At 67.0% G+C, this 14,422-nt stretch carries 8 protein-coding genes; 5 read left to right on the forward strand and 3 right to left on the reverse strand.

All coding sequences use genetic code 11. From position 1 onward, the window contains the following. The first annotated feature begins 442 nt into the window (after positions 1-442). Positions 443-1,147 carry an HAD family hydrolase gene (locus Vau01_RS59425; RefSeq protein ID WP_204012880.1) on the forward strand — a complete coding sequence of 235 codons (705 nt, stop codon included), beginning with the start codon at positions 443-445 and terminating at the stop codon, positions 1,145-1,147. On the opposite strand, the gene Vau01_RS59430 is transcribed toward Vau01_RS59425, so the two are convergent. Continuing rightward, positions 1,136-2,767, reverse strand: coding sequence for a helix-turn-helix domain-containing protein (locus Vau01_RS59430; protein WP_204012883.1), 1,632 nt, complete (start codon positions 2,765-2,767; stop codon positions 1,136-1,138). The genes Vau01_RS59425 and Vau01_RS59430 overlap by 12 nt on opposite strands. Positions 2,768-3,586: 819 nt before the next feature. Between Vau01_RS59430 and Vau01_RS59435 the strand changes: the two genes are divergently transcribed. Then, positions 3,587-5,125, forward strand: coding sequence for an ankyrin repeat domain-containing protein (locus Vau01_RS59435; RefSeq protein WP_204012886.1), 1,539 nt, complete (start codon positions 3,587-3,589; stop codon positions 5,123-5,125). Between the two features lie 2 nt (positions 5,126-5,127). Here Vau01_RS59435 and Vau01_RS59440 read toward each other — a convergent pair whose 3' ends face one another. Next, positions 5,128-5,913 carry a hypothetical protein gene (locus Vau01_RS59440; protein ID WP_204012888.1) on the reverse strand — a complete coding sequence of 262 codons (786 nt, stop codon included), beginning with the start codon at positions 5,911-5,913 and terminating at the stop codon, positions 5,128-5,130. 440 nt (positions 5,914-6,353) lie between these two features. Here Vau01_RS59440 and merB point away from each other — a divergent pair, with 440 nt between their 5' ends. Continuing rightward, positions 6,354-6,776 carry an organomercurial lyase gene (merB, locus tag Vau01_RS59445; protein WP_204012890.1) on the forward strand — a complete coding sequence of 141 codons (423 nt, stop codon included), beginning with the start codon at positions 6,354-6,356 and terminating at the stop codon, positions 6,774-6,776. A gap of 9 nt (positions 6,777-6,785) precedes the next feature. Here the strand turns inward: merB and Vau01_RS59450 are convergent, their stop codons facing one another. After that, positions 6,786-7,589 (reverse strand): alpha/beta fold hydrolase, encoded by an 804-nt coding sequence (locus Vau01_RS59450; protein WP_204012892.1) that lies wholly within the window; start codon positions 7,587-7,589, stop codon positions 6,786-6,788. Between the two features lie 154 nt (positions 7,590-7,743). On the opposite strand from Vau01_RS59450, the gene Vau01_RS59455 reads away from it, so the two are divergent. Continuing rightward, complete coding sequence (locus tag Vau01_RS59455) at positions 7,744-9,708, forward strand: ABC transporter ATP-binding protein (RefSeq protein ID WP_204012894.1); 1,965 nt, start codon at positions 7,744-7,746, stop codon at positions 9,706-9,708. An 18-nt stretch (positions 9,709-9,726) separates the two neighbouring features. After that, the coding region (locus Vau01_RS59460) for a non-ribosomal peptide synthetase (RefSeq protein WP_204012896.1) at positions 9,727-14,422 on the forward strand (4,696 nt) is incomplete at its 3' end.

Raw genomic sequence — 14,422 nt, forward strand, 5'->3', positions numbered from 1 at the left:
CGCGGTTGGACGCCGGAAGAACTCGATGGGCAGGGCGCATCGACCGACCGGTGGCCGGTTCGGTGTGGGCAGCGGCCGCGACTCGCACATGCGACCGCCACACCCATGTGGATGGAGAGCGGCGGCGCCGACGGTCAGGCGATTCGGGGGCTGTGCGGCGCCGCCGCCCGGGACGGGCGCGGCGGCCGTCTGTGGCCCATCGCGCGGGCCGCCACCACACCCAGATAGTGCCGGCGGCCGTCAGCAGACGGTGACGATCGCCGTTCCTACTCCGAGGGCCCCCGCGCCATCGGACGCCACGACCGTATGGCGCGACAACGAAGCCAGGAAAGAAGTTGACCGTTAACGAAACGTTTGCTGACACGTTTCCGTCTACCGGCAGACGTGCACGGACAAGGATCAGACGGGCGCGGGTGCCATTGAGGTGTGCAACAATCTCAAGGTGAGCTACCGCGGTTTAATCGTTTGGGACGTGGATGGCACCCTTATTCCCGCCGACCTCCGATGGCTTCGCAGAGCGATCGCGCGCACCTATCAGCTACCGGAGAGCGCCGTGGTGTTTCCTCCCCAGCGTGTTCACGGCTACACCGACGAGTCCATCGTCATCGACACTGCAGTTGCGTCCGGAGTCCGCCTTCAGCAGGCGGAAGCGGAAGTGAGCCGATTTGGCGACGTATTGCTCGAGGTGATGGATGAGGGTCGAGAAGAGCTTGCTCGGGAACAGGCGGCTTATCCTGGCGTCAGAGACACAATCGAGGCGCTTGACCGCGAGGGGTTCATTCAGACGGTCCTGACCGGGAACCTCGCGCAAGCCGCGACTGTCAAGCTCGACGCGGCAGGGCTCAACCAGTACATCGATCTTAGCATCGGTGGATTCGGGTCAGATGCTCGCGACCGGTTTGAGTTGACCAACGTGATCTCGCGCCGCTTCGCGGAACGACATGGCGAACAGCTTGATCCGGGCCGTGTCGTAGTAATCGGCGATGCACCGAATGATGTCGCATGCGCGAGGCAGGCCGGGTTTCACGCGATCGTGGTTACGCATCGGGCCAGCCGCGAAGAGCTGGCACAATCAGAACCGGACGTCATTCTCAGTGCCCTGGAGCCCGATGTGGTCGTCGCGGCTGCGTCGCGACTAATCGATTGATTGCTCACCTCGGTCGCGGCCTACGGTGGCGGACTCAATCTGGGCGTCAAGGTCGCGGACGCAATCTTCCTGGTTCCATCGCCGAAGTCGTTGTCTAGCGCATAGTGCTCGCTGGATACCTCGGCGGCTCCCCCTTTCGAGAAGCTGCGCGTACGTTGCACCAATGACCCTGCACCCTTGGTCAAGGTGGCCGCTCTCGGCGTACGCGCTACCAAGATCGACTTGCGCTGCCAGGCGCACGTTGACGTTTTCGGGGTCGGACTCGGCTTCACGTACGGCCTGGGTCAGCGTCTCTGCTGCCTCCCCCGCGTTGCCCAGGAAGAGTGCACATGTACCTTCGTATACCTGTAAACGAGATGGGTTCCAGTCGCTGAACAATCCGTGGCGATCACTTTCCCCGATTCGTTCGGCTGCGTCTCGTGCACGAACAAGTGCTCGTTCGCATTCTCCCCGCAGCCCCAGGACCGCGTACGTTTGTGCTTGCTCAGCAGCGATCCTGGCTCTGGCCGCTGGGGTGAGGTGCTGTTCCATGCATGCCGCCTCATCAAGCATTCGCAGTCCCAACAGCACGTTTCCGTCGGTTCCTATCAAGGTGGCGGCCTCTGAATGCAGATTGCTCTCAAAGATTCGCGCGGTAGCGCCCAACATCGGTGCGTTCATGCGATCGGCCAGTTGCCGCGCGTAGGCGCAACTTGCGACGGCCATTGAGCGGTTTCCTTTGGCGCTCCACAGGCGGCTCGCGACGATTGAGGTCTCGCCCAGAAGGAGGGCTATTTCGAAACGAAGAGGGTCGGAATTCGCCTTACTGAGAAGTCGCGCAAGGCAGGCGCGATGGGCTTCGACCAGGCTGAGTAGAACCTCTGGCGCGATGGCCTGCCGCTGGCTGGCGAGGAGTCGCGTGACGGTAAGGAAACTACTCCACTCAACAGGACGTTCGTTCAGCACCTCGCCCGCAGGGCTTGCAATCTCCACACCGATGTCGCCGTCTTCGCGTGCCGCCGGAGGCAACGTCAGCGACTGGCCGGCGATCAAAGCCGGCAGCGCTGAAGGCAAGCCGGTGAGGGATGAGCGACGCGTGACCAGGTATGCCACGACGCCATGCTCCGTCTCAACGGGAATGCCGACAAAGTCCTCTGACGCACTTTCGATTACCGTGTCTAGTCTTGCCAGCCGCTTCTCTTTCAAAGATGAATGGCTGAGGCGAGCGAGTTCAACCAACCTGCCGTCGGCATCGAGCGCGCGGTCAATTGCGGCCGCTACCGATTCTGAGGCTTGCTTGGCGCCAGTTTCCAACTGCCAAAGAAAGCCATGGGAATAGTGGACAACGCGGGCAAGTTGTCGATACGAAAGTCCTTTTCGACGTCGTAGGTCTTTCATGACTTCTTCGAACGTCGGCCCATTTGTGCCGCGATGAGCAATTTGATTTGCTCCACTGGTGGGGACCAAGCTCACCAGAAGGTCGTCGTCCAGTTCGGGTTCGACGCCTTCTGCCCCCGATCCAGACAACGGCTCCGCGGAATTTGTCTCGATCCGCTGAGCCCGCTGCTGCGAGGCGCCCGCACAATCGTCGACCATCGAGACCTCGCCTTGGCAGTGGTCGGAGGCGTCGTGGTGCGTCATCGCTGCCCTCCGCCGCGTCGACCGTTGTCCACCGATGGACGGCTTGTAGCTCTGCGGGGTCGGCCGTCCACCAACCCTAACGTCGCACATGTCCACACGATTGGTCGAGGCTGTCAGCAAACACTGGTATGCAGCCGAACACGTACCCCACGACTCAGTCTCTGGCCGCACAGCCGGTCACCGCGGCGTGGAGTGGCTCCAGGGGACTGCCCAGCTCGAAGTAGCGTTGCCCTCCCGCTGAACCCGGTTCGGTCACAGCGAGGAGGCGTTGCGTGGGACGAGTTGTCATCGGGATGGATCCGCACAAGCGGTCCAGCGACGATCGAGATCATCGACGATCAGGAGACCATTCTGGCGGGTGGCCGATTCGGCACCGACAGGGACGGCTACCGGGCGATGCTGGCCTGGGCCGACGCCACCCGGAGCGGATCTGGGCAGCCGAAGGCTGCTACGGCGTGGGCCGGCACATCGTCCGACCGCGCTCACAGCGATGGCGACATGTGACTGTCCTCCAGCGGCAATTGGGACGGCGGCTACGACAACTCCGGGAAGCACGCGGCGTCGAACCGGTCGGTGGTACCGGGTGACGGGCCGTTGGCCCGCCTGGTCGAGTAGCGGCACGAACGTGAAGCGTCCATGCCCTGCGACAGGTTACGTCGTCGCCCGGTGCCTCGATCGCGATATCCTGATCGCGGGCGCCCCGGGGCGCCCGCGATCCGCGCGAAGGGCTCAGCCCACCCGACCGCGCCACGGCACCGCCGCCCGACCTCCTTTCGGCCTGCGCATGCGGATACCAGGCATCAGCGAGAGGAGGCCGTCATGCCGGCCCGCGATCTGCCCAACAACCCCAACCTGGAACACCTCAAACACCAGGCCAAAACCCTGCAGGAGACGGTGCGGTCCGGCGACGCCGAAGCCGCCGGCCTGGTGCGGGAGTTCCACCCGCGACTGACCGACATCCCGGACGGCGCCGCCGCACTGACCGCGTTCGCCCTGGCCGACGCGCAGCTCGTCGTCGCCCGCCGGTACGGCTTCGCCAGTTGGCCCCGGCTGCGTGAGCACATCGACACGGTCACCCGGTACACCCGCTCGCCGCACCACCAGCCGATCGGCGGGCCGATCACCACCGCCAGCGAACTCGCCGACGAGTTCCTCCGGCTCGCCTGCCTGACCTACGGCGGTGACGACCTGACCCGCCACCAGCGGGCCCGCGACCTGCTGACCGCACACCCCGAACTCGCCGCCGCCAGCATCTACACGGCCGCCGCGGTCGGCGACACCGCGGCGGCCAGCATCCTGCTGGCCGCGGATGCGTCGCTGGCCAACCGGGAGGGCGGCCCACACCGCTGGCCGCCGCTGCTGTACCTGGCCTACTCGCGGGTGGACAGCACCCGACCCGGCCACTCCACGGTCGACGTCGCCCGGCTGCTGCTCGGCCACGGCGCGGACCCGAACGCCGGCTACCTGTGGGAGGGTCTGACATCGCCGTTCACCGCGCTGACCGGCGCGTTCGGCGAAGGCGAGGACGCCGTCAACCAACCCCGCCACCAGCACAGCCACACGCTCGCCCGAATGCTGCTTGACGCCGACGCCGACCCCAATGACAGCCAGACCCTCTACAACCGGCAGTTCAACCCCGACAACGACCACCTGGAACTGCTGTTCGCCCACGGCCTGGGCCGCGGCTCCGGCGGCCCCTGGCATGCTCGGCTCGGCCCCGCCCATCCGACACCGGCGCAGATGCTGGCCGACCAACTGCTGTGGGCCGTCCAGCAGAACCTGCCCGAACGGGTACGGCTGCTGCTGCACCACGGCGTCGACATCACCGCCACCTGCACCTTCCCGCACCCCGCCATCGGCGACCGGACCGCCCACGAACTGGCGGTCCTACTCGGCAACACCGAGATCGCCGACCTGCTCGCGGCAGCCGGAGCCGCACCGGTCCCGCTGAACCCGATGGAGGCGTTCGTCGCCGCCTGCATGCGCGCCGACCACAACACCGTCCAGCGGCTGACCGGCGAAGACCCCACGCTCGCCCGACGGGTGATCGCCACCCTCCCCGAACTGATCATCCGGGCCGCGGAGCTCAACCGGCCCGACACCGTCCGACTCATGACTGCGGTCGGCTTCGACGTCAACACCCGACGGCGCGTCACCCCACTGCACACCGCCGCCCACGACGGTCACCTCGACCTCGCCAGAGTCCTCATCGAACTCGGCGCCGACCCGACCATCCGGGACACCGAATTCAACTCCACCCCGCTGGGCTGGGCGCAACACGGTCACCAACATGACGTCGCCGCGTACCTGAGCGGGCTCGGCAACGGACCGGCCACCAGCGACAAAGGCGCGTCGTAGTGTCAGCCAATACCCTGCGGATACGGTACCGACTGGAAGTCCCTGTCAAGCCGATCCGCACTGCGAGGCAGCCATTGCAGGGCGAGGCGTATCACCGTCTGTCGCGGTAGTGGCGGGCTCACGACGTGCTGGTTGGGCTTGGCGACCGCGAACACCGCCCAGCTGAACCCGTTGAGAGGCGCGATCTCTGCCCACCGTCGACGGTCGATGCCGAGGAACATCATCGCCCGCAGGTAAACGTGCCAGAGGTGGTAGGCCTCCGGGTAGTCCATCGTGTGCACCTCTGAAGCGATGTCCGCGCGTCGAGGATCGAACAGCACGCCCTGCCCGAAATCGGAGAATGCCGCCACCAGTCGTGGATCTCGCCGCTGGTAGAAGGCGTCGAAGACGCGCAACTGGGCCCGCGAGAGCACAGTCAACTGCTGTCGAAGCGGTGTGACGAACGATATGAAGTTCTGCGGATACTCAGGCAGCTTGCTCAACTCGAGCCACTTCTCGCGGAAGGGCCGCTCCAGATCACCACCGAGATACTCGATGATCGCGGTGTACGCGTCGTCGAGTTCCTGCGAGCGGTTGAAGAACATGGTGTCGTCGAACTGGTACCAGAACTCGTTGGCCCACCGGTCACCGAGCATCCCCGGTACCTCGGGAAGCTCCGGGTGCCGAGAGCTCGCGGAGCCGGCATGGCCGGGCGACGCGGCCGCCGGACGATCCGTCGCGAACACCGTCGCGGCTGCCGCGGTGACCGACGTGAGGAACAGACGCCGACGACTGATCTGTGGTGACACGGGATTCTCCGATCGGTCGGACTCGCAGTTCTCGTCGAACCACCGACCACAGCGCTCGCCGGACGCCACCCACGCCCCGAGCATCACCCCGTCGTTCTTGACGGTAGCTCGGCCTCCACACGGATGGAAGCCCGTGAATCATTTCGATGTCCCGCCGTGGTCTACCGGTACCGGTCGATATCTGCCATCGTGTTTGACATCAGCCCGGGGGCGCTGGCGTGGGACGGGGGCCGCTCATGCGTTTGTCGATCAAGACGCTGATACACGAGGCGAAGCCGGCCGCGCGTCGTCGACGCCTCGCGGAGCGGGTCAGCCGAAACGCCTTCGCCCGCCTTCTTGACGGAACTCCGCCGCCGGTCGGCGAGGTCACCGCAACGACACGCGGTCCGGCCGGTCAGGTCGCCGGCGCGCTCGACAAGCTCGTCGAGCGTGGGTATGCCGTGGTGGAGGACGACAGAGTCGTCGGCATGCGTGGCCTCACGGTACGACCTACGCGGAACACGCTGACGATGAACGGTCACGAGCTCCACACCTGGTGCGCGTACGACCTCGTCGGCATCACCGCCGCGCTCGCGGCCGACGCGACGATCAACACAAGCTGCGGCCACTGCGACAAGCCGATCGAGGTGGACATCCGCAAGGGGGAGCCGATCGGCCACGAGGCCGTCGTCGGCTGGCTTCCGTGCCGAACCGGTGGTCGGGTCATCGACGAGTTCTGCCCGTTTGCCCATCTCTTCTGCGAGGAACAGCACCTGACGGCCTGGCGCGAGGGTATGGGCGACATCGACGGCGAGGTCGGTGACCTCAGGCAGCTCGCGGAACAAGGTCGTAGAGACTGGGCCGACGTCGCGAGAAAGCGATGACCGGTCCGGCTACAGCCGGTTGAAGAATCCGATCAACGTTCCGTTCACGGCTTCGGGACGTTCGAGGTAACCGAGGTGTCCGCAGCCGGCAATCTCCACGTACTCGCTGCCGGCGATGACGTCGGCCACCTCCCGCCCGAGGGCCGGGGGCGTGATCAGGTCGTCGGCGAAACTCAGGACAAGTGTCGGCACACGGATCTTGCGGAGCACGTCCAGCCGATCGGTGAGGTCTTCCAGCGGTAGGTACGCCGCGGCGCTCGACTGTTCCGCCGGGAATCGCCGGAACGTGTCGATCCACAAGGACGCCTGCCGGTCGTCGTTCAGCGTCTGCGGTGAGAGCATCTGGAAGGCGCGTACGACGGCCGCGTAGTCGTTCGGGAGTTCGACGCCGGCCTCGGTAAGGAGTCGCTCGGCCTCGTTCAGCGCGGTGCGCGCCGCGTCGTTGCGGCCTCGGGTTCCCATGAGTGCCAGTCCTCGAACGAGGTCGGGCCGGGCCACGCCGAGTTCCTGGGCCACCACGGCGCCCAAGGAGACGGCGGCGATACGGCACGGAGCGAGATCCAGGAACTCGATCAGCCCGATCGTGTCACCGACGAGCTGTTCGACGGTATACGGACCGGCAGGCGTCGCCGAAGGTGGCGTACCACGGTTGTCGAAGGTCACCACCCGGTAGCCGGCCGCCACCAGCGCCGGCACCTGGAACACCTGCCACACCCTCGCCCGGGCACCGGTACCCATGATGAGCAGGACCGGCTCGCCGTCGCCTCGCACCTCGTATTCGAGATGCACGCCGTTCACCACCGCTGCTGGCATCGCCCTCTCCCGGGATTTGTCGCCCATGATTGTCCAACGGAGCGGACAGCGCCACCACCAACCTCGATTCGGAGCTGCTCACATCGACCCCGATCTCACAGGAAATCCTGATACCTCTAGACGGGCCGAGGGGGGTGGGGGGAGGATGCCAGAGGTGAATGGTGATGGTGGACGCGCCGCCGATCGGGCACCGGCAAAGCCGAACGGCGTCGACGTCACGACCGACGGGGAACAGCCAGCGGCCGCTCCCCCGACGTGCCACGACCTCACAGACGCGGCCTCGCGTACTCCCCGCTCGCTGCGCCAGTTTCCCCGCCTGTGCCGGGACGCCATCCGTCTTGTTCATGTAGCCGCACCGCGCGAGTTCTATCTGTCCGTCGTCTTCAAAGCGCTCAACGGCGTCGGGCTCGTTCTCGTTCTGCTGATCGGCGGCGATGTGGTCGCGAAGGTGTTGGCCGCCGACCGCGACGACGGCGCCTTCGCCACCGTCGCGCCAAGACTTGCGGCCTTGACCGGGGTCACGATCCTGCTGACGCTCGTCTCCGCCGCCGGTCGGGAGCTGCGGGAGATTATCGGGGCGCTCACGGCCCGCCATGCCCAGCAGAAGATCATTGAAGTGTCCTCAACCGTGGAACTCGTCGCCTTCGACACCCCGTCGTTCCACGACCGCCTGCTGCGCGCGACCATGGGCGGCCAGATGCGCCCCATCCAGCTCGTCGAAGGCCTGCTCGGCATCATCGGCACGATGATGGGCGTGGCGGCGATCTCGGCGACGCTCCTCGCGTTGCGGCCGTGGCTGTTGCCCCTTGTTCTCGCCGCGGCCGTCCCTCTCCTCCTGGCCTCCGCGCGTGCAGGCGAGGCCTTCTTCGGCTTCCAGAAGCGCACCACGCCGGCACAGCGGCTACGCGGATACCTGTTCACCCTCCTGACCGGCAAGGAGCCCGCGAAAGAGGTTCGCGCATTCGGTCTCGCCGGCTATCTACGTGATCGCTACGACCGCATCTACGCCGAGCACATCAGCGAGTTACGCAAGACCGCCTGGAAGCGGTTGGGGTTCACGCTACAAGGCACGCTCGCCATGTCGCTCAGCTTGATGCTCACGGTGGGCGTGCTGTTGTTTCTCGCTCTCGACGACCGGATGGAACTCGCCCAAGCAGGCGCGGCGGCGGCTGCCGTACTCGTCCTGGGTGAGCGGATACTCTTCACCGTCCTGCACGCCGGCCAACTGTACGAGACGACCCTGTTCATGGCGGACTACACGTCCTTTCTCGAGCTTCGGCCGGAAGGCCGTGAACCGATGGCGCACCAGGAGCCGGCCCGCCGGACGGCCAGTGCACGCCTGGAGGACGTCACGTTCACCTATCCCAGCGCCGCCGTACCAGCCGTCCGTGGGGTGTCGATGCATGTCGACGAGGGCGAGATCGTCGCGCTGGTGGGCGAAAACGGGTCGGGCAAGACGACGCTGGCAAAGCTGATCTGCCGGCTGTACCTGCCCGAGTCCGGCCGCATCCTCTGGAACGGCCAGGACGGCGCGGCTCTGGAACCCGACGACGTGCGCGCCTCCATCGCCGTCATCTTCCAGGATTTTCTGCACTACTCGCTTTCGGCGGGCGAGAACATCGGCCTCGGACGGCCTCAGGACCTCGCGGACCAGCATCGCATCGAGCAGGCCGCGCGGCATGCGAGGGCGCACGACTTCCTCGCCCGGCTACCGAAGGGCTACGACACGCTGCTCGGCCCCGAGTTCGACGGTGGAACCGAACTGTCGATCGGCCAATGGCAGCGCGTCGCACTCGCTCGAGCGTTCTTCCGCGATGCGCCGTTCATCATCCTCGACGAGCCCACCGCATCCCTGGACGCGCGTGCCGAAGCGGAGCTCTTCAACAGCATCCGCGTGCTGTGCAAGGGACGGTCCGTCCTGCTGATCTCCCACCGCTTCTCGAGTGTGCGCGCCGCCGACAGGATCTATGTGCTCCGCGACGGGGAGATCGTGGAGCACGGCACCCACGATGCGCTCATGGGCCTGCATGGCCTGTACGCCGACCTGTTCAGCCTGCAGGCCGCCGCCTATCTCGACGGTAGCGGGGTGTCGACGCAGGAGAGCTCACCCGTCCGGTAAGCCCAACAAGGAGTTTCCGTGAGCGACGCCGCCCGCCCCACCGGACGGCCGGCGGCTGCCACGGGTCAGAACAGCCCGGCGTCTCAGCCCGACACCTCGTTCCTGGACGGCCAGGCGCTGTCGTTCCCGGTTTCATTCGCCCAGCAACGGCTGTGGTTCCTGCAGGATCTCGATCCGGACAACACCGCGTACAACGTGGTTGCGAGCCTCCGCTTGCGAGGCGATCTGGACGCCATCGCGTTGAACAAGGCCCTCGATGCGCTGGTGTCGCGTCACGAAACGCTGCGGACGTCCTTCCGCACCATCGACGGCGAGCTGTCACAAGTCGTCGGCCCGGCGCATCCGGTCACGATCGACACCGTGACGGTCGGCGGGGGAACCACCGCGGAGCAGCTCGATAAGGCCCGACAGGCCATCGCCGCAGCCGCAAGGCAACCGTTCCGCCTCAGCGAGGGCCAACCGTTCCGCGCGACGCTGATCCAGATGTCCAGTCGAGATCACGTCCTCGCCATCGTCGTGCACCACATCGTGTTCGACGAATGGTCCGGCGGCGTCCTCACCAGGGAGCTCGAGGTGCTCTACGCGGCGTTCGCCACGGGCACCCCCGCATCCCTGCCGGAACTCCCCGTCCAGTACGCCGACTACGCGTCATGGCAACGTGAGTGGCTGCAAGGAGATGTCCTGGAGTCACAGCTCGCGTACTGGCGCGCTCAGTTGGTGGACCCGCCCGTACTGGAGTTGCCCACCGACCGCCCACGATCCGAGCACCGCAGCGCTGCCGGCGACACCGTGAGCGTCGAACTGTCGGAGACCACCTCGGCCGCGCTGCGCGATCTCTGCCGGCGGGCGGGGGTCACGCCGTTCATCGCGTTACTGGCCGCCTTCCAGGTCGTGTTGTCGCGCCTCAGCGGTCAGACGGATGTCGTTGTGGGCACACCGGTCGCGGGGCGGACCCAGGCCGACCTCGAACCGCTGATCGGCTTCTTCGTCAACACGCTGGCATTGCGTTCCGACCTCTCCCGCAATCCCACGTTCCTCGAACTTCTCCTCCGCGTACGTGCCACCGCGCTGGCTGCGTTCGCACACCAGGACGTGCCGTTCGAGCGCGTGGTCGACGAGCTCCGTCCGCAGCGCGAACCGCACCGTCATCCGCTCTTCCAGGTGATGTTCACCTTCCACAACGCCCCGGGCGAGCTACCGGCCTGCGGCGCGAACTGGGACGACATGCCCACCTGGTCGCGCCGGTCAGCCGAGCTCTCGATCAGCCCGTTCCCGGCACCGCGCACGACGTCCCTGGTTGACCTTCGATTGGCGATGACGGAGGAGAACGGGACCTTCGGCGGCGAGGTCGAGTACTCAACAGAACTGTTTGACCGTGCTTCGGTCGAGGGCTTGGTGGACGGCCTGCTGGCCATTCTGGACGCGGCCGTGGCCGATGCCGACGTGCCGTTCGGTTTGCTTCCGATCGCACCGGATGCCGCTGTCGAGCGGGCGATGGCTTGGGGAGAGGCCCCCCTCGCCCGGGTCGTGGAGGGTTCGGAAGTCGGGCTGGTCGGGTTGTTGTCGGACTGGATTGCGGCGGCTCCTGGTCGGGTGGCGGTCGTTGATGGGTCCGGTGCGGAGCTAACGTTCGGCGAGGTCGGCGATCGGGTGGCGGTGTTGGCGGGGTGTCTGCGCGGGTTGGGGGTGGGGCCGGAGGCCCGGGTCGCAGTTCTGGCCGGCCGCAGTGTCGATGTGGTGGTGGCGATGCTGGCCGTGTGGTGGGCCGGCGGGGTGTGTGTGCCGTTGGACGAGGAGTTCCCCGACCAACGACTCGGCTGGATCGCGGGCGACGCTGAGGTCCAGGTCGCGGTCACCACGGGCGAACATGCCGGCCGGGCCACCGGCTGGGGTGTGCCGATGGTGGTGGTCGACGATCCGCAGCAGTGGCCCCGGTCAGAGGATGCTCGGCGGCCGGTGTCGGTGGACCGGGCCGGGCTGGCCTATGTGATCTACACGTCGGGGTCGACCGGAGCGCCACGACCCGTCGGGGTGCCCTGGGAGTGCGTGGACTGGCTACTCCGGGTCGCCGGGGAGATGCTGCCCGCCGAGCTGATCTGGGCCTGCTCGCACTCGCTCGCCTTCGACTTTTCCGTCTGGGAACTGTGGGCCGCCCTGGCCACCGGCGGGCGAGTTGTCCTCCTGCCCCGGACTGTGGTTCGGTCGCCGGATCAGTTGCTGGCCGTGCTGGCTGAGCAACACGTTCAGGTGTGGTGTCAGACGCCGTCGGCGTTCGGCATGCTCGACGCGGCCGAGGCGCTGCCGCAGCTACTCCCGGATCTGCGCTGGGTGATCTTCGGCGGGGAAGCCCTCGACCCGGGTTCGTTGCCGGACTGGGTCGGTGCCGACGGTGCCCCGGCGGTGGTCAACATGTACGGGATCACCGAAACCACCGTCCACGTCACCCACACGACCATCACCACCGCCCCCGGTGGTGGCACAGGTCGGGGTGGGTCGCCGATCGGGCGGCCACTGCCCGGCGTCCGCATCCGCCTGCTCGATGAGTGCCTGCAACCCGTGCCGGCGGGGGTGGTCGGGGACCTGTACGTCGGCGGCGGCGGTGTCGCCCGCGGCTACCTGGACCGGCCGGACGCGACCGCGCACCGGTTCATCCCCGACCCCCATGCCGGCGACGGGTCACGGCTTTACCGCAGCGGCGACCGCGGTTACTGGCATGACGGCCAGTTGTACTACGTGGGTCGTGCCGACACCCAGATCAAGATCCGCGGCTACCGCATCGAACCCGCCGAGATCGAGACCGCCCTCACCACCCACCCCGACGTCAACCGCGCCGTCGTCATCGCTCGGCCGGATCGTCGGGGTCAGGCACGTCTCGTGGCCTACGTCCTGCCCTCCGACGAGTCCTCCGACGACACGGAGCCGGAGGAGATCGCTCGGGAACAGGTTCACCAGTGGCGGTCCGTCTGGGAGGACCTGGTCGAGCCGACGACCGACGATCCCACGTTCGACATCAGCGGCTGGGTCAGCAGCGCGGACGGCGAGCCGATACCGGCTGACCAGATGCACGAGTGGGTAGACACGACAGTCGCCCGGGTTCGCGCGCTTGCTCCCAGCCGCGTCCTCGAGATCGGCTGCGGTACCGGTCTTCTCCTCTGGCGACTGGCACCCGACTGCGAGAGCTACGTCGGCACCGACATCGCACCGTCACAGCTTGCCCGGCTGTCGACCGAGATCCGTCGCCGCGGCTGGTCCCACGTGGAGGTTTTCGAATGCGAGGCGCTCGACATCGGCACGCTCGCGCCCCGCACGTTCGACCTCGTCATCCTCAACTCTGTCGTGCAGTACTTCCCCAGCGGGGACTACCTGCGCCGAACCCTCGAGGTGGCAACGCGCCTGTTGACACCCGACGGACATCTGTTCATCGGTGACGTACGGAGCCTGCCCCTGCACGCCATGCAGCATCTATGGGCGGAGCTGGCGAAGCAGGGCTCGATCGCCGCACGAGGGGACCTCCCGGCCATCGTGCGACGGCAGTGCCAGCGTGACAACGAGCTGGTGGTGGACCCACGCCTGTTCGCCCGGCTCTCCCAGCAGCTACGCCCCGGCAGCCATGTTCAGGTGATGCCCAAGCTGGGGCGGTCTGCGAACGAGATGGTTCTGTTCCGGTACGACGTCGTCGTTCACGCCGATTCCGGAACCCGCCTCTCCCCCGTTCCGTCCTGGCACGACTGGCCCGGCGCGGACGGGATTTCCCGGCTGCTGCGCGAGGACCGACCACCGAGCATCGGACTGCGCGCCGTTCCCAACCGCCGGCTGGACGCGCTCGCGGCCGCCTGGTCCCGGCTCACCGACGCCGGGGCGGCAGACCGTTCCGCCATCTCACCTGACGAGTTGCTCGCCCTCGCCGCCCGATACGGCTACCACGCCGAACTGAGCTGGGCCTCCGCCCACCCCGACGGCGCCTTCGACGCAGTTCTCACCGTCACCAACGGGCAGCCGGCGATGTTCCCGTCCCCGCCTCCGGTGCACGAAAGCGGGTTCACCAACCGGCCGCTGGGGGCGCGGCTGCGCGATGACCGTACCCGCCGCCTGGTGCCGGCGCTGCGCGAGCATGTGGCACTGAGTCTGCCAGCCCACATGCGGCCCGCTGTCTACGTCGTTCTCGACGAACTCCAGCTCACGTCCAGCGGCAAGGTCAACCGGCGTGCGCTGCCGGATCCCGACGGGAGCCGCCCGGCCCTGGAAGCCACCTTCAGGGCGCCGCGAACCGCGACGGAGGAGACGCTGGCGGAGCTGTGGGCTCAGGTGCTCGGCCTGGACCGGGTCGGCATCGGCGACAACTTCTTCGAACTGGGCGGCGATTCGATCGTCACGATCCAGCTTGTCGCCAGGTGCAGGTCAGCCGGGATCGTGATCACACCGAGGCAGATCTTCGAACGGCAGACCATCGCTGACCTTGCGGCGGTGGCCGAGGTGGTCGAGCCGGCCGAGGCTCAGGCGGAAGACGCCGGGGCGCCCTTCGCCCTGGCGGGCCTCACCGCCCAGCAGATCGATGCCGTAACGGCCATGGATTCGCAGGTCGTCGATCTCTACCCGTTGACGCCCACCCAGCAGGGAATGCTGTTCCACTCCCTGTACGAGCCCGGATCGGCAATCTACATCGAGCAACTGACCCTCACCATCGACGGCCTCCTGGACCGGGCCGTCTACCGCC

It is taken from the genome of Virgisporangium aurantiacum (assembly GCF_016863635.1).
GTDB lineage: Bacteria > Actinomycetota > Actinomycetes > Mycobacteriales > Micromonosporaceae > Virgisporangium > Virgisporangium aurantiacum.